The organism is Actinopolymorpha cephalotaxi, from assembly GCF_013408535.1.
Lineage (GTDB): Bacteria > Actinomycetota > Actinomycetes > Propionibacteriales > Actinopolymorphaceae > Actinopolymorpha > Actinopolymorpha cephalotaxi.
Genome location: NZ_JACBZA010000001.1, coordinates 1,260,225 through 1,279,196 on the forward strand (window position 1 = coordinate 1,260,225; position 18,972 = coordinate 1,279,196).

19 protein-coding genes are annotated in these 18,972 nt (G+C 72.2%); 12 read left to right on the forward strand and 7 right to left on the reverse strand.

Features of this window, described 5'->3' with window-relative positions:
• Positions 1-3 precede the first annotated feature (3 nt).
• The gene (locus FHR37_RS05730) at positions 4-504 is read right to left on the reverse strand and encodes a ferritin-like domain-containing protein (protein ID WP_092883139.1); all 501 of its coding nucleotides are present in this window, start codon (positions 502-504) and stop codon (positions 4-6) included.
• Between the two features lie 57 nt (positions 505-561).
• On the reverse strand, positions 562-1,179 hold the full coding sequence (locus tag FHR37_RS05735) for a ferritin-like domain-containing protein (RefSeq protein WP_092883138.1): 618 nt from the start codon (positions 1,177-1,179) through the stop codon (positions 562-564).
• A gap of 364 nt (positions 1,180-1,543) precedes the next feature.
• On the opposite strand from FHR37_RS05735, the gene rimP reads away from it, so the two are divergent.
• From rimP to dapB, 12 genes are all read left to right on the forward strand, one after another.
• Positions 1,544-2,110, forward strand: a complete 567-nt coding sequence (gene rimP / locus FHR37_RS05740) for a ribosome maturation factor RimP (protein ID WP_092883137.1) — start codon at positions 1,544-1,546, stop codon at positions 2,108-2,110.
• 4 nt (positions 2,111-2,114) lie between these two features.
• Positions 2,115-3,185, forward strand: coding sequence for a transcription termination factor NusA (gene nusA, locus FHR37_RS05745; RefSeq protein ID WP_092883136.1), 1,071 nt, complete (start codon positions 2,115-2,117; stop codon positions 3,183-3,185).
• Positions 3,186-3,440: 255 nt separating this feature from the next.
• Positions 3,441-3,800: a YlxR family protein gene (locus FHR37_RS05750; protein ID WP_092883135.1), complete on the forward strand. Its 360-nt coding sequence runs from the start codon at positions 3,441-3,443 to the stop codon at positions 3,798-3,800.
• 84 nt (positions 3,801-3,884) lie between these two features.
• A complete protein-coding gene (gene infB / locus FHR37_RS05755) occupies positions 3,885-7,037 on the forward strand; it encodes a translation initiation factor IF-2 (RefSeq protein ID WP_092883134.1) in 3,153 nt (1,050 codons plus the stop codon).
• Between the two features lie 284 nt (positions 7,038-7,321).
• Positions 7,322-7,618 carry a DUF503 domain-containing protein gene (locus FHR37_RS05760; protein ID WP_092883133.1) on the forward strand — a complete coding sequence of 99 codons (297 nt, stop codon included), beginning with the start codon at positions 7,322-7,324 and terminating at the stop codon, positions 7,616-7,618.
• 151 nt (positions 7,619-7,769) lie between these two features.
• Positions 7,770-8,309 (forward strand): 30S ribosome-binding factor RbfA, encoded by a 540-nt coding sequence (rbfA, locus tag FHR37_RS05765; protein ID WP_092883240.1) that lies wholly within the window; start codon positions 7,770-7,772, stop codon positions 8,307-8,309.
• A 1-nt stretch (position 8,310) separates the two neighbouring features.
• Entirely contained in the window at positions 8,311-9,228 is a 918-nt protein-coding gene (gene truB / locus FHR37_RS05770) for a tRNA pseudouridine(55) synthase TruB (protein WP_237768733.1), read from the forward strand.
• A 125-nt stretch (positions 9,229-9,353) separates the two neighbouring features.
• Complete coding sequence (locus tag FHR37_RS05775) at positions 9,354-10,400, forward strand: bifunctional riboflavin kinase/FAD synthetase (protein ID WP_092883131.1); 1,047 nt, start codon at positions 9,354-9,356, stop codon at positions 10,398-10,400.
• 116 nt (positions 10,401-10,516) lie between these two features.
• Complete coding sequence (gene rpsO, locus FHR37_RS05780) at positions 10,517-10,786, forward strand: 30S ribosomal protein S15 (RefSeq protein ID WP_092883130.1); 270 nt, start codon at positions 10,517-10,519, stop codon at positions 10,784-10,786.
• A gap of 253 nt (positions 10,787-11,039) precedes the next feature.
• Positions 11,040-13,247, forward strand: a complete 2,208-nt coding sequence (locus FHR37_RS05785; RefSeq protein ID WP_175542473.1) for a polyribonucleotide nucleotidyltransferase — start codon at positions 11,040-11,042, stop codon at positions 13,245-13,247.
• Positions 13,248-13,327: 80 nt separating this feature from the next.
• Positions 13,328-14,632, forward strand: a complete 1,305-nt coding sequence (locus FHR37_RS05790) for a M16 family metallopeptidase (RefSeq protein ID WP_237768732.1) — start codon at positions 13,328-13,330, stop codon at positions 14,630-14,632.
• Between the two features lie 55 nt (positions 14,633-14,687).
• Positions 14,688-15,434, forward strand: a complete 747-nt coding sequence (dapB, locus tag FHR37_RS05795; protein WP_202818037.1) for a 4-hydroxy-tetrahydrodipicolinate reductase — start codon at positions 14,688-14,690, stop codon at positions 15,432-15,434.
• 56 nt (positions 15,435-15,490) lie between these two features.
• Here the strand turns inward: dapB and FHR37_RS05800 are convergent, their stop codons facing one another.
• From FHR37_RS05800 to FHR37_RS05820, 5 genes are all read right to left on the reverse strand, one after another.
• Positions 15,491-16,384 (reverse strand): phytanoyl-CoA dioxygenase family protein, encoded by an 894-nt coding sequence (locus FHR37_RS05800; protein WP_092883128.1) that lies wholly within the window; start codon positions 16,382-16,384, stop codon positions 15,491-15,493.
• A gap of 155 nt (positions 16,385-16,539) precedes the next feature.
• On the reverse strand, positions 16,540-16,845 hold the full coding sequence (locus FHR37_RS05805) for an AzlD domain-containing protein (protein WP_092883127.1): 306 nt from the start codon (positions 16,843-16,845) through the stop codon (positions 16,540-16,542).
• A complete protein-coding gene (locus FHR37_RS05810) occupies positions 16,842-17,603 on the reverse strand; it encodes an AzlC family ABC transporter permease (protein WP_092883126.1) in 762 nt (253 codons plus the stop codon). Before FHR37_RS05810 ends, FHR37_RS05805 begins: the two co-directional genes overlap by 4 nt.
• 2 nt (positions 17,604-17,605) lie before the next feature.
• Positions 17,606-18,160, reverse strand: coding sequence for a GNAT family N-acetyltransferase (locus FHR37_RS05815; RefSeq protein ID WP_092883125.1), 555 nt, complete (start codon positions 18,158-18,160; stop codon positions 17,606-17,608).
• Positions 18,157-18,771, reverse strand: coding sequence for a CGNR zinc finger domain-containing protein (locus FHR37_RS05820; RefSeq protein ID WP_092883124.1), 615 nt, complete (start codon positions 18,769-18,771; stop codon positions 18,157-18,159). Before FHR37_RS05820 ends, FHR37_RS05815 begins: the two co-directional genes overlap by 4 nt.
• Positions 18,772-18,972 lie beyond the last annotated feature (201 nt).

Sequence of the window (18,972 nt, forward strand, 5' to 3'; positions counted from 1 at the left end):
GTCCTAGCGAGAACTCCCGGCGCCGGAGGCGCGGCGGGAGGCGGACGGTGACGCCGGACGCGTGGGTGCGGGCGCCGCACCGGGTGGATCGGCGACGCCGGGGAAGGCCACCGGGTCCGCGCCCCACTCCAGGCGCCGGCGGGCGCAGTCGACGAGCAGGTCGGCGCCCATGATGCGCACACTGGAACTCGTCGCGGCGGACACCAGGTCCGCGAACACCCCGGCACATCCGTCCTCGAGGTACGCCGCGAGCCGCCGGGCGCTGCGGTCACCGGTCACCTGGAACGGCAGCCGGTAGCCCGGGTCGGCGGCCACCGGGGTCGCCTCACGTGAGCGCAGCAGAGTCCGCAGGCGTTCCCGCAACCCGCGATACAGCTCGATCGAGCTCTCACCCCGACTGCGGTCGTCCGAACCCAACTGGGGCGTCAGCACCTGATAACCCCAGATCGCGGCGTGCACACCGGCCAGCGCCTCCTGCAGGCCGGCGACCTCGCGGTCACTCATCGGTCAGCCTCCCCCGCGGCGGCGGACAACATCGGCGTGGAAGATCGGTGTGGAACCTCACGCCATCGACCCCAACGTCCGCACGTGGGTGGACTCGCAGGCGCCGATCGAGGCCAGGATCCGGGCGTGGTCGGGATCGCGGACGACCCTGACGTTGGTCCGGCGGGCGGCGGTAGCGGCCTTCTCCAGCCCGAGCAGGCCAGCGACCGAGTCCGCGCCCGCGTCGGGAACGACCGTGCTGCTCGGCCCGGGACTCGCGGTCCGGCCGGGCGTGGGGGAGGGGCTGGCCGTCGACCCGCCGGCACGCCGGGTCAGCGCGATCAGCGCGGCGAGGTGCTCCTCGTGCCGGGCGACGTACTCCGAGAGCTGCTTGCGCAGATCGGGGTTCTTGGCCGCGGTCGCGGCGTAGGCGGTCAGCAACGCCCGCTCCTCGGTCAGTGCCGAGGTGAGCACCGGAAGGTCCGGGTCGGGCGTGGGTGCCGCGGACGCGCCGTGGCCGCCGCGCCCGGACGCCCCGGGACCGTTGCCGCGGCCGGTGGTGCACGCCGCGAGCAGCCCTCCGGTCAGGCCGAGGACACCGGCCCCCAGGGTCGTGCGCAGCACTCCACGCCGGGTCGGCGACGTCTCGTCGTACGCCGGGGACGCCGGGGACGGAGCGTTGGTGGGCGCGTTCACGAGCGTGACGTTACCGGAGCGAATTCGGGCCTCGGCACGTTACGTCCCCCTTCTCCGTCCTGGGGAATTCCGGCCGATGGGGGGCCGTCGCGAGGGAGATCGAACGGCACCCGGGCCGGGGCGTGCCGCCGTTTGAAGGGCAATTCCGGGGACGGGTACGCTGACCACGCCGAGGCCGGGTGACGGTGGCCACAGGACACCCCGGCCGGCCCTCGGTTCGCACCAGTTCGTACCAGCTTCGCGTCAGTCAGCGGGGCGGCCGGGCCGGCACCCGGGTGGTCGCGACGTCGCCGCTCATCGCGGCACCCGACACCCGGTTGGCGTCGTGCCCGCACCGTCCGCACAACTAGAGAGGGAGGCAACCGTGGCAAGCGGCGCTGCTGCTCGTGACCAGGTGGCCGACCTTCTCGCGCCGGTGCTCGCCCAGTCCGGACTCGACCTCGAGTCCGTCGACCTCACTCCTGCCGGCCGCCGCACCGTCCTGCGCATCGTGGTGGACGCCGACGGCGGCGTCACTCTGGACCAGCTCGCCGACACCTCGCGCACCGTCGCGAAGCTGCTCGACTCCGGCGACGTGATGGGCGCGGGCGCCTACACCCTCGAGGTGACCTCCCGGGGCGTCGACCGGCCGCTCACCGAGCCCCGCCACTGGCGTCGCAACGTCGGCCGGCTGGTCAAGGTGGTGCACGCCGACGGCAGCCAGCTCGTCGGGCGGGTCACCGCGGCCGGCGAGGAGAGCGCCGACCTGGACGTCGACGGAACGCCCCACCAGGTCGAGTTCGCCCGGGTGGCCAAGGCGCGGGTGCAGGTCGAGTTCGCCAAGATGGCGCCGGCCGACGACGCCGAGCCGGGCGAGGACCTCGACGACGACACGTACGACGGCCACGGCGACGACGACAAGACGTACGACGACACAGACAAGGAGGGATAGGCACATGGACATCGACATGGCGGTCCTGCGCGCTCTGGAGCGTGAGAAGGACGTCCCTCTGGAGGCCGTCTGCGAGGCGATCGAGCAGGCCCTGCTGATCGCCTACCAGCGGACCGAGGGAGCCCAGACGCACGCCCGGGTCGAGCTGGACCGCAAGAGCGGGCACGTGATGGTCTACGCCACCGAGCTCGACGAGGACGGCAAGCCGGCGCGGGAGTGGGACGACACCCCGACCGGGTTCGGCCGGATCGCCACGACCACGGCGAAACAGGTCATCCTGCAGCGGCTGCGTGACGCCGAGGAAGACCACATGTTCGGCGAGTTCGTCGGCAGAGAAGGCGACATCATCTCCGGCGTGATCCAGCAGGGCAAGGACCCACGGCTGGTCTACGTCAACCTCGGCCGGGTGGAGGGTATGCTCCCGCCGCAGGAGCAGGTGCCGGGCGAGCGGTACAGCCACGGCGACCGGATCAAGTGCTTCGTGGTGGCCGTCCGCAAGGGCTTCCGCGGCCCGCAGATCACCCTGTCGCGCACCCACCCCAACCTCGTCCGGAAGCTGTTCGCGCTGGAGGTCCCCGAGATCGCCGACGGCACCGTCGAGATCAGCGGGATCGCCCGCGAGGCCGGGCACCGCACGAAGGTCGCGGTGCACTCGCGCAACCCGTCGGTCAACGCCAAGGGCGCGTGCATCGGCCCGGTGGGTTCGCGCGTACGCAACGTCATGAACGAGCTGCACGGCGAGAAGATCGACATCGTCGACTGGTCGGACGATCCGGCGGAGTACGTCAAGCAGGCCCTGTCGCCGGCCCGGGTGCGCAGTGTCGAGATCGTCGACCTCGCGGCCCGGTCGGCTCGGGTGGTCGTACCCGACTACCAGCTCAGCCTCGCCATCGGCCGGGAGGGCCAGAACGCCCGGCTCGCCGCCAGGCTGACCGGCTGGCGGATCGACATCCGGTCCGACACCGCCGAGGCCGAGCCGGCACGGGACGCCGCACCGGACACCGCCGGCGGGGACGACGACTCGGTCGAGGCGTCCAACCCGGCCGAGGCAGGCGCGGCCGGCGACCAGCAGTAGACAGGCCGCCCGGGACGCCGGTCGGAACTCGACCGGCCCCGGCCGGTGGCCGACCGGCATCGGACCGACCGGCACCAGACCGGTCCGACCCGCCCTGACCAGGCGAATCCGGCCGATCCGGCCGGAAACGGACCCTCCTCCGATCCGGATGAAGAGATCCAGCGCCCGCCGAGTCCGGCGGTCTGGGTACACTCTCACGAGGTGGGTCGTACAGGTCTGGAACCAAACACACGTCCGCACGTGGTGCGCACGTGTGTGGGGTGTCGGCAACGTACGGCAAAGTCTGACCTGCTCCGGGTCGTCCTCGCACGTGACGAGACCGCCATGCGGTTGGTCGCGGACGTCTCCGGCCACGCGCCGGGTCGTGGGGCGCATCTGCATCCCACGAGAGAATGCCTCGGACTCGCCGAACGCCGACGAGCGTTCGCGCGCGCCTTGCGTGCGCGGGCACCGATCGACGTCGGCCCGCTCCGGCGTCATGTCGAGCAGCAGGATCCAGTCGACACCGGCCAGGCGGATGCCACCGCTTCGGCCAGCAACGCACCGAACACCGGCGACGCCCAGCGCGACCAGGGGCGCCGCCCAGGCAAAGAAAGTGGGTCGAGCGGCTCATGAGCACTCGATGAGAACCGAGCAATGAGCACGCCTAGTTACTAGCGGCCTGGACCCACAGGGGGCCCGGGCCGGCAAAGGAGAGCAGTGGCAAAGGTCCGGGTCTACGAACTCGCCAAGGAGTTCGGCATCGAAAGCAAGGCCGTCATGGCCAGGCTTCAGGAGCTGGGTGAATTCGTTCGCTCCGCTTCGTCAACCGTCGAGGCACCCGTAGTTCGCAAGCTCAAGGAGTCGTTCGCGACCGAGTCCGGCGGCAAGGCCGGCGGACGGGGATCGGCGCGCAAGTCCGCGAGCAAGCAGGCCGCACCGGCATCCCCGGCGCAGGCCGCATCGGGCGCTTCGGCCCCCACGACACCCAAACCGACTCCGGTCCCCGGCGCGAAGCCCGCGCCGCCGCGACCGGCTCCGGCGAAGCCTTCCCCCGAGCCCGTCGAGGTGGTTCGCGAGGCTGTACCGGAGGTGACCGAGCGCCCGGCGGCCACGGCCCAGCCGAGCGCACCGGCACCCGAGCGGTCCGCACCCCAGCCGCAGGGGCCCCGTCCGGGGCCGCGGCCGGACGGCGGACGTCGTACCGACCGTCCCGAACGCGCCGACCGTCCGGAACGCACCGACCGTCCGGAACGCGGCGACCGCCCCGAGCGCGCCGACCGTCCCGAGCGTCCGGCCGCGTCCGGTGCCAGGCCGGCTCCTCCCGGGCAGCGCCCCACGCGCCAGTCCGGTCCCGGCGGCCCCAGTGGTCCCGGTGGTCCCGGTGCCGCTCCGGGTGGACGCGGTGGCCAGGGTGGCGACTCCCGGCAGCGTCCGTCCGGCCCGCGTCAGGGTGGGGCTCCGCGTCCGGGCAACAACCCCTTCACCTCCACCACCGGCATGCGCGGCCCGCGCTCGGAGCGGCCCGGACAGGGTGCTCCCCGTCGTGACGGCGAAGGCGACGGCGCCGGCCGGCAGGGCGGCGGCGTCCCCGGCGTTCCCCGTCCCAACCCCGGCACGATGCCGACCCGGCCGGAGCGCTCCGGCGACCGTCCGGGTGGCCCCCGTCCCAACCCCGGCATGATGCCGTCGCGTCCGGCCCCGCGTGCGGGTGGCGGACCCGGCGGCCGTACCGGCGGTCCCGGTGGCCGCACCGGTGGTCCCGGCGCCCGTACGGGTGGTCCCGGTGGCCGCACCGGCGCACCCGGCCGTGGCGGTCCCGGTGGCGGCGGAGGTCGTCCCGGTGGCGGCGGAGGTCGTCCCGGTGGTGGCGGTGGCGGTGCTCCCGCCGGCGCTCCGCCGCGTGGTGGCTTCGGCGGCCGTCCCGGTGGGGCGCGCGGTCGTGGTGGTACAGCCGGTGCCTTCGGGCGTCCGGGTGGACCGGTGCGCCGTGGCCGCAAGTCGAAGCGGCAGAAGCGCCAGGAGCTCGACAACATGCAGGCGCCGTCGGTCGGCGGTGTGCGCGTTCCCCGTGGTGGCGGCCAGACGGTCCGGTTGCCGCGAGGCGCCAGCCTGACCGACTTCGCCGAGCGGATCGGTGCGGACGCGGCGTCGCTGGTCCAGGTGATGTTCCACCTGGGCGAGATGGTGACCGCCACGCAGTCGGTCAGCGACGAGACGCTGCAGCTGCTGGGTGCCGAGCTCGAGTACGACATCCAGGTGGTCTCGCCCGAGGACGAGGACCGCGAGCTGCTGGAGTCGTTCTCCATCGAGTTCGGTGAGGACGAGGGCGAGGACGCCGAGATCATCGCCCGGCCGCCGGTCGTTTCGGTGATGGGTCACGTCGACCACGGAAAGACCAAGCTGCTGGACGCGATCCGCAACGCCGACGTCGTGGCCGGCGAGGCGGGCGGCATCACCCAGCACATCGGTGCCTACCAGGTCGCCACCCAGGTGGACGGAAATGATCGCAAGATCACGTTCATCGACACCCCGGGCCACGAGGCGTTCACCGCCATGCGTGCCCGTGGTGCGCAGTCGACCGACATCGCGGTGCTCGTGGTGGCGGCCGACGACGGCGTGATGCCGCAGACCGTCGAGGCGCTCAACCACGCCAAGGCGGCCAACCTGCCGATCGTGGTGGCGGTCAACAAGATCGACGTGCCCGACGCCGACCCGACGAAGGTGCGCGGTCAGCTCAGCGAGTACGGCCTGGTCCCCGAGGAGTACGGCGGCGACACGATGTTCGTCGACATCTCCGCCCGGGCCCGGACCAACCTCGACGGGCTGCTCGAGGCGATCGTGCTCACCGCGGACGCCTCGCTGGACCTGCGGGCCAACCCCCACCAGGACGCGCAGGGTCTCGCGATCGAGGCGCACCTGGACAAGGGCCGCGGCCCGGTGGTGACCGTGCTGGTGCAGCGCGGCACGCTGCGGGTCGGCGACTCGATCATCGCGGGTCCGGCGTACGGCCGGGTGCGCGCGATGCTCGACGAGAACGGCCAGTCGGTGGACGAGGCTCCGCCGGCGCGTCCGGTGCTCGTACTCGGTCTGTCGGCCGTTCCGCGCGCCGGTGACACCTTCATGGTGGTCGCCGACGACCGGATGGCCCGGCAGATCGCGGAGAAGCGCGAGGCGCGCGAGCGCAACGCGTCGTTCGCACAGCGCACCAAGCGGGTCAGCCTCGACGACCTGTCGAAGCTGCTCGAGGAGCGCCAGTCGCTCAACCTCGTCATCAAGGGCGACGTGTCCGGGTCGGTCGAGGCCTTGGAGGACGCGCTCGCCAAGATCGACGTGGGCGACGAGGTCGACCTGCGGATCCTGCACCGCGGTGTGGGTGCGGTCACCGAGAACGACGTCAACCTCGCGACGATCGACAACGCGATCATCATCGGCTTCAACGTCCGGGCCCAGGGCCGGTCGGTGGAGCGGTTGGCCGACCGCGAAGGCGTGGAGATCCGGTTCTACTCGGTGATCTACCAGGCCATCGACGAGGTGGAGGCGGCCCTGAAGGGCATGCTGAAGCCGGAGTACGAAGAGGCGCGGCTCGGTACCGCGGAGGTGCGGGACGTGTTCCGTTCCAGCAAGTTCGGCACCATCGCCGGCTGTCTGGTCACCAGCGGGACCATCCGCCGCAACTCCAAGGCGCGGCTGCTCCGCGACGGCGCGGTCGTCGTGGAGAGCAGCGACATCGCGTCGCTGCGCCGGTTCAAGGACGACGCCACCGAGGTTCGCGAGGGTTACGAGTGCGGCCTCACCCTGCACAACTACAACGACGTGCGGGTCGGTGACGTGGTCGAGACGTACGAGATGCGGGAGAAGCCGCGCGGCTGATCCCGACCCCGCTCGGCCGGCTGGCCTGGAACCCCAGGTCGGCCGGCAGGTCGGGACCGATCGTTGGACGAAGCCCCGGAGCGACTCCGGAGAGGGACCGCACAGGACGCCTGTGTGGATCCTCGCCGGGAAGCTCCGGGGCTTCGTTTCGGCCCGGGCCACCCGGTAGCCACCGGGTCGGCGCGGGAGTGGTTGGCTGTGTGCTGCGGGTCCGGTGCCGGCGACGCCGGCGGGCCCGGACCGGTAGAGCCGTCGATGTCCTACCCGCCGGAGGATGCGAGCCGATGTTCACCGGAGCACTCTGCGCCGACCTGAGGCTCGGCGACGTGCATTCGCTGAAGGAGAAGCGTTCGGTGGTCCGGCCGATCGTGGCGGAGATCGCGCGCCGCCACGCCGTGTCCGTCGCCGAGACAGGGCACCATGACCTCTACCGTCGGGCGGAGATCGGTGTTGCCGTGGTGAGTGGTGAGAGCGTGCACTGTCGCGACGTTCTGGACGCGGTGGAGCGGCTGCTCGCCGAGCGCCCGGGCGTGGAGTTGCTGCAGGTACGCCGGCAGTTGTTCTCCGTCGACGACGAGTAGGACCGAGCAGGACGCGTAGGACCGAGGCACGACGAGCAGGACCGAGCAGGACGAGCAGGACGAGTAGGACAGTGAGCCGGCACGAGGTACGAACCCGGACCGGCGGGGACGACCCCGGTCGGGTCGCCCGCCGGCCGAGGAGAGGATGGCGATGAACCAGACACGGGTGAACCAGCTCGCGGACCGGATCCAGGTGATCGTCGCGGAGATGCTGGAGCGCCGGGTGAAGGACCCCAGGCTCGGCTTCGTGACGGTCACCGAGGCCCGCCTGACCGGTGACCTGCGCGAAGCCACCGTGTTCTACACCGTGCTCGGGGGCGACCAGGACCACACCGGGACCGCCGTGGCGCTGGAGAGCGCGAAGGGCCTGATCCGCTCCGAGGTCGGCCGCCGGCTCGGGCTCCGGCACACGCCGAGCCTGGCCTTCGTCCCCGACGCCGTACCCGAGAACGCCCAGCACATCGAGGACCTCCTGCGCCTCGCCCGCGACTCCGACGCCGAGGTGGCCCGCCGGGCCGCGCAGGCGAGCCCGGCCGGCGAGGCCGACCCGTACCGCGTGCCCCGCACCGACGAAGACCTCGACGACCTCGACGAGCTCGATGCCCCCGGCGACGAGGACGGCAGCGACGGCAGCGACGGCAGCAAGGGTGGCGACAACCGGTCCGGCCCCGGCGGTCACGGCGGGAGCTGACGTGACCCCACCCGACGTGACCCGACCTGATGTGCCCCGACCTGCTGAGACCCGGAGCGGCATCGTCGTCGTGGACAAGCCCTCCGGCTGGACCTCCCACGACGTGGTGGGCAAGGTCCGCCGGCTGGCACACACCCGGCGGGTGGGCCACGCCGGCACCCTCGACCCGATGGCGACCGGCGTGCTCGTCCTCGGCATCGAACGCGCCACCCGGTTGCTCGGCTATCTCACCCTCACCGAGAAGGCCTATGACGCGACGATCCGGCTCGGGGTGTCCACCCGTACCGACGACGCCGAGGGGGAGGCGATCGCCCAGGCGTCCGCCCGGGACGTACGCCGGGAGGACATCCAGGCGGGGGTCGCCGCGCTGACCGGCGAGATCTCCCAGGTGCCGTCGGCGGTGTCGGCGGTGAAGGTGGCCGGCGAACGCGCCTACCGCAAGGTGCACAAGGGCGAGGACGTCGAGCTGGCACCGCGCCAGGTGGTGGTGCGCAGGTTCGAGGTGACCGACGTCCGGCCGGTGGGCGAGGTCGTGGACGTCGATGTGGTGGTCGAGTGTTCGAGCGGGACGTACGTCCGGGCGCTGGCCCGTGACCTGGGCGCCGGACTGGGCGTCGGCGGCCACCTCACCGCGCTGCGGCGTACCCGCGTCGGACCGTACGCACTGGATCAGGCCCGTACGATCGAGCAGCTCGAGGGCGGCTTCGAGGTGGTCCCGATCGCCGACGTGGCGGCCCGGACGTTCGCCCGGTACGACGTGGACGAGCACACGGCGCGGCTGGTCTCCTTCGGGCAGAAGCTGCCCGGCGTGCGGGTGGGCGGCGGCCCGGTGGGCGTGTTCGGCCCCGACGGCGCGTTCCTCGCGCTGTACGAGGACGTCGAGGAGGGCGCCCGGCCGGTCGCGGTGTTCGCGAGCTGACGGCGGGTTGGGACGACCCGTGACGCCCGGGTTGCCGGATGCCGGGACCGGAGCGAGGGTCCGCGGGCGACCGTCTGGCACTCTGTGAGGCAGGCGTATCAGGACGGAAGGGCGACGAGGACACGATGCAACGCTGGACAGACCTGACCGGGGTGGATCCGCGGTTCGGGCCGACGGTCGTCACGATCGGCGTCTTCGACGGCGTGCACCGCGGTCACCAGCGGGTGCTCGCCCGCACCCGTGAGCTGGCCCGCGAGCACGGCGCCCGCTCCGTCGTGGTGACGTTCGACCCGCATCCTGCCTCGGTGGTCCGCCCGGAGGCGGTACCGCCGCTGCTGGCGACCGTGGAGCGCCGGCTGGAGCTGTTCGAGGCGTACGGCATGGACGGCGTGGTCGTCGTGCCGTTCGACAAGGAGCGTTCCCGCGAGCCCGCCGAGGAGTTCGTCCGCGAACTCGTCCGCGCGCTGCGTCCGGTGGCGGTGGTGGTCGGCGACGACTTCCGGTTCGGGCACAAGGCGGCCGGCAACGTCGACCTGCTGCGCACGCTGGGCGCCGAGCTCGGGTTCGCCGTCGAGGGCCTGACCCGCGCGGCGAAGGTCCCCTCGACCGCCGAACCGGCCGCCGCGGACCCCGGCGATCCCGCCGCCCTCGATCCCGCCGCCCTCGATCCCGCCGACCCCGCCGGCGTCCCCGTCGACGCCGTGTCCTCCACCGCGGTCCGGGACCGGCTCGCGGCCGGCGACGTGGCCGGCGCCCGGGCCCTGCTCGGGCACACCTTCCGGGTGGACGGCCTGGTCGTCGAGGGCGCCCACCGGGGACGCGAGCTGGGTTTCCCGACCGCCAACGTGCCGGCGTCGACCGCCCTGGCGCTGCCCGCCGACGGCGTGTACGCCGGGTGGCTGCGAGTAGCCGACGTGGACGCGCCCGGCCCGCAGGTGCTGCCCGCGGCAATCTCGGTGGGCACCAACCCGCAGTTCGGCCACGAGCCGCGCCGGGTCGAGTCGTATGTCCTGGATCGCGACGATCTGGACCTGTACGGCCGGCCGGTCGCGGTGGAGTTCGTCGACCGGGTGCGCGGGCAGGACACCTACGACTCGGTGGACGCCCTGGTCGTCCAGATTCGTGCCGACGTGGAACACGTACGCCGTGTCCTCGCCGCCGACCCCGGCTGACCGGTGGCCCACCGGCGGGCTGGTAGCCTGACCACTGCCGTACGCCGGCCGCGGACAAAGAGTGCCCAGGTGAACCCGCCCTGGCGCGCCGCGCAACGGATCCCGAAAGGAGCCTCGTGTCGCTAGACGCTGCGACCAAGAAGCAGATCATCACCGAGTACGCGACCAAAGAGGGCGACACCGGTTCGCCCGAGGTCCAGGTGGCGCTGCTCACGCATCGGATCACTCACCTGACCGAGCACCAGAAGGCCCACAAGCACGACCACCACAGCCGTCGCGGTCTGCTGCTCCTCGTGGGTCAGCGCCGCCGGCTGCTCAACTACGTCATGAAGGAAGACATCCAGCGTTACCGCTCGCTGATCGAGCGGCTCGGCCTGCGCCGATAGCTGGAAAAGCTCCGGGAGCGGTCGCCTTCGTGGCGCCGCTCCCGGTACACAACAAGGACCGGAGCGGTCCCCGCGTGAGGCGGTAGCCAGGCCGCCGGTCCTCGGTAGTGGCTTCCGGGAGTCCTCCGGGCGAGATCACCACAGACGCGATCACCCCGAGACGTACCCGAGAGCCTCGATCGAAGACCGGCACATCCTGTACCCCACGCACCCCGCGGCAGATCGCTCCCCGATGTCATGAGGAGGGAGCCCCGTGGAGGGTCCCGGAATTCACACCGCCGAAGCCGTCATCGACAACGGCCGCTTCGGCACCCGAACGGTCCGGTTCGAGACCGGACGCCTTGCCCGCCAGGCCAACGGAGCCGTCGTCGCCTATCTCGACGAGGACACGATGGTCCTGTCGACAACGACGGCCGGCAAGCACCCCAAGGAACAGTTCGACTTCTTCCCGCTGACGGTCGACGTCGAGGAGCGGGGATACGCCGCCGGCAAGATCCCCGGCTCGGTGTTCCGCCGCGAGGGCCGGCCCAGCGAGGACGCGATCCTCACCTGCCGGCTGATCGACCGCCCGCTGCGCCCGTCGTTCGTCAAGGGCCTGCGCAACGAGGTCCAGGTCGTCGTCACCGTTCTGTCGCTCAACCCCGACGTGCTGTACGACGTGCTCGCGATCAACGCCGCGGCCTCGTCGACGCAGATCGCCGGCCTGCCCTTCACCGGCCCGATCGGCGGCGTTCGCGTCGCGCTGATCGACGGCCAGTGGGTCGCGTTCCCGCGGCGCGCCGAGCTGGAGAACGCCGTGTTCGACATGGTGGTCGCCGGCCGTGCGCTCGAGGACGGTGACGTGGCGATCATGATGGTCGAGGCCGAGTCCACCGACCACACCTGGGACCTCGTACGCGGTGGCGTCCAGGCGCCGACCGAGGAGGTCGTCGCCGAGGGGCTGGACGCGGCCAAGGGCTTCATCCGCACCCTGTGCGACGCCCAGACCGAGCTGGCCGCCAAGTCTGCCAAGCCGACCACCGAGTTCCCGGTCTTCCGTGACTACCAGGAGGACGTGCTCGAGGCGCTGACCAGCGCGGTGCGCGGTGAGCTGGCCGAGGCCCTCACCATCGCCGACAAGGCCAGCCGCGAGTCCCGCCTGGACGAGGTGAAGGCGCTCGGGCTGGAGCGGATCGGCGCCGACTTCGAGGGCCGCGAGAAGGAGATCGGCGCGGCGTTCCGGTCGCTGACCAAGACCCTGGTGCGCGAGCGGGTGCTCCGCGACAAGGTCCGCATGGACGGCCGCGGCCTCGCCGACATCCGGCCGCTGGCCGCGGAGATCGGGGTCGTGCCGCGCGTGCACGGCTCGGCGCTGTTCGAGCGCGGCGAGACGCAGATCCTCGGCGTCACCACGCTGAACATGCTGTCGCTGGAGCGGCGCATCGGTCTGACCCTCGCCGAGGACACGACCAAGCGCTACATGCACAACTACAACATGCCGCCGTACTCCACCGGCGAGACCGGCCGCGTCGGCTCCCCGAAGCGACGCGAGATCGGGCACGGCGCGCTCGCCGAGCGGGCGATCCACCCGATCCTCCCCAGCCGCGAGGACTTCCCGTACGCCATCCGTCAGGTGTCGGAGGCGGTCGGCTCCAACGGCTCCACCTCGATGGGCTCGGTGTGTGCGTCGTCGCTGGCACTGCTCAGCGCCGGCGTCCCGCTGCGCGCGCAGGTGGCCGGCATCGCGATGGGCCTGATCAGCGACGAGGTGGACGGCCGGACGGAGTTCGTCACGCTGACCGACATCCTCGGCGCCGAGGACGCGTTCGGCGACATGGACTTCAAGGTCGCCGGCACCCGTGAGTTCGTCACCGCCCTGCAGTTGGACACCAAGCTGACCGGTATCCCCGCGTCGGTGCTCGCGTCCGCCCTGCAGCAGGCGCGGGAGGCGCGGTTCGCGATCCTCACCCTGATGGAGAAGACCATCGGTGAGCCCGGCGACATGTCGCCGTACGCCCCGCGGATCATCACCATGAAGATCCCGGTCGACAAGATCGGCGAGGTGATCGGGCCGAAGGGCAAGGTCATCAACCAGATCCAGGACGACACCGGCGCCGACATCGCCATCGAGGACGACGGCACGATCTTCATCGGTGCCGCCGACGGTCCCTCCGCGGAGGCCGCTCGCGCGGTCATCGCCGGGATCGCCACGCCGACGATGCCCGAGGTCGGCGAGCGCTACCTCGGCACGGTGGTCAAGACCACCAACTTCGGTGCGTTCATCTCGCTGGTTCCCGGCAAGGACGGCCTGCTGCACATCTCCAAGCTGCGGGCACTGTCCGGCGGCAAGCGGGTCGAGAACGTCGAGGACGTCGTGAAGGTCGGCGACAAGCTGCAGGTGGAGATCGGCGAGATCGACGACCGGGGCAAGCTGTCCCTGGTGCCCGTGGTCGAGGACGCCGAGAAGTCGCCCGAGCAGTGAGCCCACGACTGGCACGGCTGGCTGCGGGGAGCCAGCCGTCTGGCTCGACTCGGACCCTCCTGAAGGAGGGCGACGGTGGAGTGGTCCGGCGTACGGTCCTGCCGGGCGGACTGCGCATCATCACCGAGGCCATGCCGCAGGTGCGTTCGGTGAGCTTCGGGGTCTGGGCGAGCGTCGGCTCGCGCGATGAGACCCCGGCGCTCGCCGGCGCCAGTCACTACCTCGAACACCTGCTGTTCAAGGGCACCCGGCGCCGGGACGCGATGGAGATCTCCTCCGCCCTGGACGCGGTCGGTGGTGAGATGAACGCGTTCACCACCAAGGAGTACACCTGCTACTACGCGCGGGTGCTGGACGCCGACCTGCCGCTGGCGGTGGACGTCATCTGCGACATGGTGACCTCGTCCCTGATCAGCGCCGCCGACGTGGACAGCGAGCGTGGCGTGATCCTGGAGGAGATCGCCATGCACGACGACGACCCCTCCGATGCGGTGCACGACCTGTTCGCCGAGGAGCTGTGGGGCGACTCACCGCTCGGCCGGCCGATCCTCGGCACCACCGAGTCGATCGAGGCGCTGACCCGGCGCCAGGTGCACGGCTACTACCGCCGCCGCTACCGCCCGGAGTCCCTGGTGGTGTCGGTCGCCGGCAACGTCGAGCACCGTGCCGTGGTGCGCCTGGTGACGCAGGCGTTCGAGCGTGCGGGCCGGCTCAACGGCCAGGTCAGTGAGCCGACGCCGCCGCGGTCGGGCAACCCGAGCAGGGCGCTGGCCTCCGCGGCCGCGGCCGCCACGGCTGCCCGCGGCTCGGTCCGGCTGGCGCACCGGCCCACCGAACAGGCCAACCTCGTGCTGGGCGTTCCGGGCGTGCCGCGCTCGGACGACCGGCGGTTCGTGCTCGGCGTCCTCAACGCCGCGTTCGGCGGCGGCATGTCCAGCCGGCTGTTCCAGGAGGTACGCGAGAAGCGCGGGCTGGCCTACGCCGTCTACTCGTTCGCGTCCCACTACGCCGACTCCGGCATGGTCGGCATCTACGCCGGCTGCCTGCCGAGCAAGATCGACGAGGTGCTGGACATCTGCCGCGACGAGCTGGCGAAGGTCGTCTCCTCGGGGCTCACCGACGAGGAGCTCGAGCGGGGCAAGGGGCAGTTGCGCGGCTCGCTGGTGCTGGGCCTGGAGGACACGGGTTCCCGGATGGGCCGGCTGGCCAAGGCCGACTTGGTGTACGGCGAGTTGCTCAGCGTGGACGAGATCCTGCGCCGGATCGACGCGGTGACGCTGGACGACGTTCGCCAGATCGCGAAGGAACTGCTGGAAGCGGCGCCGACGCTGGCCGTGGTCGGGCCGTTCGAGGACGCCGACCGGTTCGCCGGCGCGGTTCGCTGACGGCGTTGGATGCCGCCGGCGGTTCGCCGCCGGCGTAGCAGGGGAGGAGTCGTACGTGGTGAAGGTTGCCGTACTCGGAGCCCGCGGCCGGATGGGCGCGGAGGTCTGCCGTGCGGTCGAGGCCGCCGACGGGCTCGACCTGGTGGCCGGGCTGGACGTGGACGACCAGCTGACCGACCTGCGCGCCGCCGGTGCGGAGGTGGTGATCGACTTCACCCATCCCGACGCGGTGCTCGACAACCTCCGCTTCTGTGTGGAGAACGGCATCCACGCCGTGGTCGGCACCACCGGCTTCACGCCGGAGCGGCTGGAGCAGGTACGCGGCTGGCTGGCCGACGCGCCCAAGGTCGGCGTGCTGGTCGCCCCCAACTTCTCCGTCGGCGCGGTGCTGATGATGCGGTTCGCCGAGCAGGCCGCACGGTTCTTCCCCTCCGTCGAGGTGATCGAGCTGCACCACCCGCGCAAGGCGGACGCACCGTCGGGCACGGCCTCGCGGACGGCCGAGCTGATCGGCGCCGCCCGGCAGAAGGCGGGCCTGGGCGAGGTGCCGGACGCCACCACCCAGGAGGTGGCCGGTGCCCGCGGCGCGAGGGTGGCCGACGTACCCGTGCACAGCGTCCGGCTGTCCGGCCTGGTCGCGCACCAGGAGGTGCTGTTCGGCGGCGAGGACGAGACGCTGACCCTGCGGCACGACTCGATGGCCCGGACGTCGTTCATGCCGGGTGTCGTGCTCGGCGCCCGGACGGTGGGGGAGCGGCCCGGCCTCACGGTCGGGCTCGAGCACTACCTCGACCTGGGCTGACCCACTCCCCGCCGCGTTCCCGCGGTGTCAACGCGGCGTTGTCAGCTTCGCGGGCGTCACCGCCGCGCGCTGAGGCGGCGTTCCTCCTCGGCCTTCATCCGTTCCTGCCGGCGCACCCGCTCGGGGACGACGGCCTCCCGCGGCGCGGTGGGTGCGAAGTCGTACCGCTCCACTCCGAGGCCGCGCAGCACCGCCCGCTCCACCAGGGAGAAGTCGGCCGGATCTTCGCGGTCGAAGCGCATCGGCTCGGCCAGGTGCACCGGCGGGTTGGTGATCAGCCGGGGGACGCGCAGCAGGTTCTGCGCCTTCGCGTGCAGGACGTACGGATGCAGCAGGAAGACGTCGCCGACCCGGCCGGTGGCCTCCACGAAGTTGCCGCACTGCCCGACCAGGCTCGGGATGTCGAACTCCGTGGGCAGCACGCCGCCCGGCCGCTCGGCGAGGTAGCGCGCCACCGGTCCCACCGAGTCCGCGGCCACGAACGTCGCACCGCCCTGGTGCCGTACGTCCGACCACAACACCAGCGTCAGCAGGCCCTGCTCCGGCGAGTCGAGGAAGTGCCGGAAGAAGTCGCCGTCCTTGTGCCAGCCGGGAGCCGCGGCCGAGGCGGGCGTCCAGGGCCGGTCCTCGCCCTCCCACAGGTTGACGATGAACCCGTCGCCCCAGGAGTACGGCCGGGCCACCCGGTCCTCCCCGCCCAGCAGGTCGCAGGCGGCCTGCCATGCCTTCGGCGCGAACTCGCGTACGTCGATCCGGCGGTGTGTCGGCATGTGGATCGAGGACTGTTCCCAGGTGGACTGGTCGTCCGGGTCGTACCCGAGCCGGGTCCACACCTGGTCGGTGTACTCCGCGGCGGCCTCGGGGGTGAAGCAGTCGTGGACGACCACGAAGCCCTGGTCGAGAAAAGTCTGCGCCTGTTCGTCGGTGAGTACCTGATAGCCCGAAGCCATGAGAGTCCGTCCGTCGCGGTGGTTCGTTGATCTGGGTCCACTTCGACGCTAGGCGGGTGCGCGCCGGTCGGCGCGTGCGTTCGTCCGCTGGTCTCGGTTCGCGAGACGGTTGTCCGCGCCTGGTCAGTGGGTCGTACGGGCGAGTGCGGGCCCGGTCAGAACGCCAGCCGCACCAGCGCGGCGGTGAGGGCGGCGAGGGCGACGACCACGATGAACGGCGCCCGCAGCAGCAGCGCGACCACGGCGACCGCGACGCCGGCCAGCCGGGCGTCCACGACCAGATCGGTGCCCGAGCTCAGGGTCTGCACGCCGACGAGCGCGGCCAGCAGGGCGACCGGGAGCAGTGCCGCGGACCGTCGTACGGCCGGACGGTCGAGCACCTGGCGGGGCACGGACACCCCGGCCAGCTTGAGCAGGTAACAGCCGAGGGCGGTGGCCAGTACGGCGATCCAGAGCGTCACGGGCTCTCCTCCCGTGCCGCCTGCGCCGACGAGGGCTCCGGCTCGGCCGGGGAACCGGCAGCCGGGGTGGGCGAGGCGGACCGCAGCCCGAAGGCGACCGCCACCGCGCCCGCGGCGAGGACCGGAACCCCCGCGGGCACCACCGGCACCAGCGCCACGGCGACCAGCGCGCCGATCGCGGCGACCGCGCGGGTCCGCGCCGTGGTCAGCTGCGGCCACAGCAGGGCGACGAACGCGGCCGGGGCGGCGGCGTCCAGTCCGTACGTCCGAGGGTCGCCGAGGGAGGCCCCGGCCACCGCACCGAGCAGCGTCCCGAGATTCCACAGCGTGAAGAGAATGAGCGCGGTGTACCAGAAGCCGGCCCTGCCGAGTTCCGGCGAGCGCCGCCCGACCGCCATCGCGGTGGTTTCGTCGATGACGAAGTGCGCACCGGCCAGCCGGCGAAGGCCGCGCAGCCGGAGCAGGTCGGTCAGCCGAAGACCGTAGAACGTGTTCCGGGTGCCGAGCAGCAACGCCGCCAGCACCGCGGACAGGCCCGCCCCGCCGGCCCCGACGATCCCGACGAACGCGAACTGCGACGCCCCGGTGAACGCGAGCAGGGACAGCGCGCAGGTCTGCGCGACGGACAGGCCGCCGGCGACGCCGAGGGCGCCGAAGGAGATGCCGTACGCGCCGGTGGCGATGCCGATGGCGGCCGCGTCCCGGATCACCGCGCGCCGGGTCTCCAGGACCGCCGAAGCGGGACGGGACGCGCTCATGCTCAGTCGTCGACGAGGGCGGTGTGCAGGCGGATCTGCTTCGCGCGGACGCTCCCGTCGCCGTACAGGTCGAGCTCGCGGTGCGCCCGATCGGGCCCCCAGCCGGCCTCGGTGAGGAACTTCCGGAGTACGTCGTCGGTGGCCAGCAGCCAGATGACCGCCCGGCGGAAGTTGTCGGCGACCAGGGTGTCGACGCAGGCCTGCAGCAGCCGGGATCCGTGCCCGTGCCGGGTCTGGGTGGGATCGATGTGGAACGCCGCGATCGTCCCGTCGGCGATCGGGTCGGCGTCGGGGTCCTCGGCGGGCCCGGTCGCGGCGAACCCGACGACCTGCTGGTGGTCGAGCGCGACCAGTAGCCGGTGCCGGGCGTCCGGCGGCTGGGCCAGTGACCGCTGCCACTGCTCGGCGAAGGCGTTCTCGTCGAGCTGGTCGAGGACCTCGGCCGGGAGGAGGTCGGCGTACGCCTGCCGCCAGGCCGCGACCTGGACCCGGGCGACCTCGGGGGCGTCGGCGGCCCACGCGATGCGGACGCTGGTGTCGGCGCTGGGCTGGCTCATCCGCCCATCCTGTCAGCCGCCCTGTCGGCCGCCTTCTGCCGGGCGCGGTAGGCCCGGGTCTTCTGCCGGTTGCCGCAGGAGCCCATCGAGCACCAGTGGCGGGAGCGGTTCTTGGAGGCGTCCAGGAACGCCCACTCACAGTCCTCCGCGGCGCACAGCTTCAGCCGCTGCCAGCTGCCCTCGGCCTGGGCGGTGGCGACCGCGGCGACCAACGCGGCCAGGGCAGGGGAGACGCCGTCACCGGCGGGGACGAGGGCCGGTGCGGTGCCGGTGAAGGTCACCCGCAGCGGAAGGCGGGCGGCGGCCCGGTCGAGTTCGGGTACGCGGGTGGCGAGGTCCCCGTCGTGGTGCTGGCGCATCGCCTGTCGCAGTCCCGCGCGGAGCTCGTGGGCGAGGGCGAGGTCCGCGTCCGTGGCGTCCGTGGCGGCTGCGGGGAGTGGTGTGCGCTCGGCGAGCAGGCCCTGGGTACGCAGCCAGGCGGTGAGCGCCGCCGGGTCGGGCAGCTGCTCGGGCTCGGCGAGGTCGACGTCGTAGGTGTTGACGAACGCGGGCAGCAGCTCGGTGGGCGGCGGGACGCTGGGTGTGGCCGATGGGACGGATGTCTCGCTCACCGTTCCACCCCCTCAGCGCACTCAAAGCCGATATCCGGTCCGGCTGCCGGACACCTCGACACCACCATAATCCGCACGCCGGTTCAGGCATTCCGGAGCGGTGGAATGATCACCAGCCGCTCGCTCCGGCGGTCACAGCGATATGACACCTTCCCGCCGAATCTGTGGGAACCCGTCACATCCGGCGGTACGCTGGGGCGC

Coding starts and splice junctions, on each gene's coding strand:
- FHR37_RS05815 (WP_092883125.1), bottom strand. CDS start 18,160: ATGAGCCAGCCCAGCGCCGACACCAGCGTCCGCATCGCGTGGGCCGCC.
- FHR37_RS05800 (WP_092883128.1), bottom strand. CDS start 16,384: ATGGCTTCGGGCTATCAGGTACTCACCGACGAACAGGCGCAGACTTTT.
- rbfA (WP_092883240.1), top strand. CDS start 7,770: ATGAACCAGACACGGGTGAACCAGCTCGCGGACCGGATCCAGGTGATC.
- FHR37_RS05730 (WP_092883139.1), bottom strand. CDS start 504: ATGAGTGACCGCGAGGTCGCCGGCCTGCAGGAGGCGCTGGCCGGTGTG.
- FHR37_RS05775 (WP_092883131.1), top strand. CDS start 9,354: ATGCAACGCTGGACAGACCTGACCGGGGTGGATCCGCGGTTCGGGCCG.
- FHR37_RS05810 (WP_092883126.1), bottom strand. CDS start 17,603: ATGAGCGCGTCCCGTCCCGCTTCGGCGGTCCTGGAGACCCGGCGCGCG.
- nusA (WP_092883136.1), top strand. CDS start 2,115: ATGGACATCGACATGGCGGTCCTGCGCGCTCTGGAGCGTGAGAAGGAC.
- FHR37_RS05760 (WP_092883133.1), top strand. CDS start 7,322: ATGTTCACCGGAGCACTCTGCGCCGACCTGAGGCTCGGCGACGTGCAT.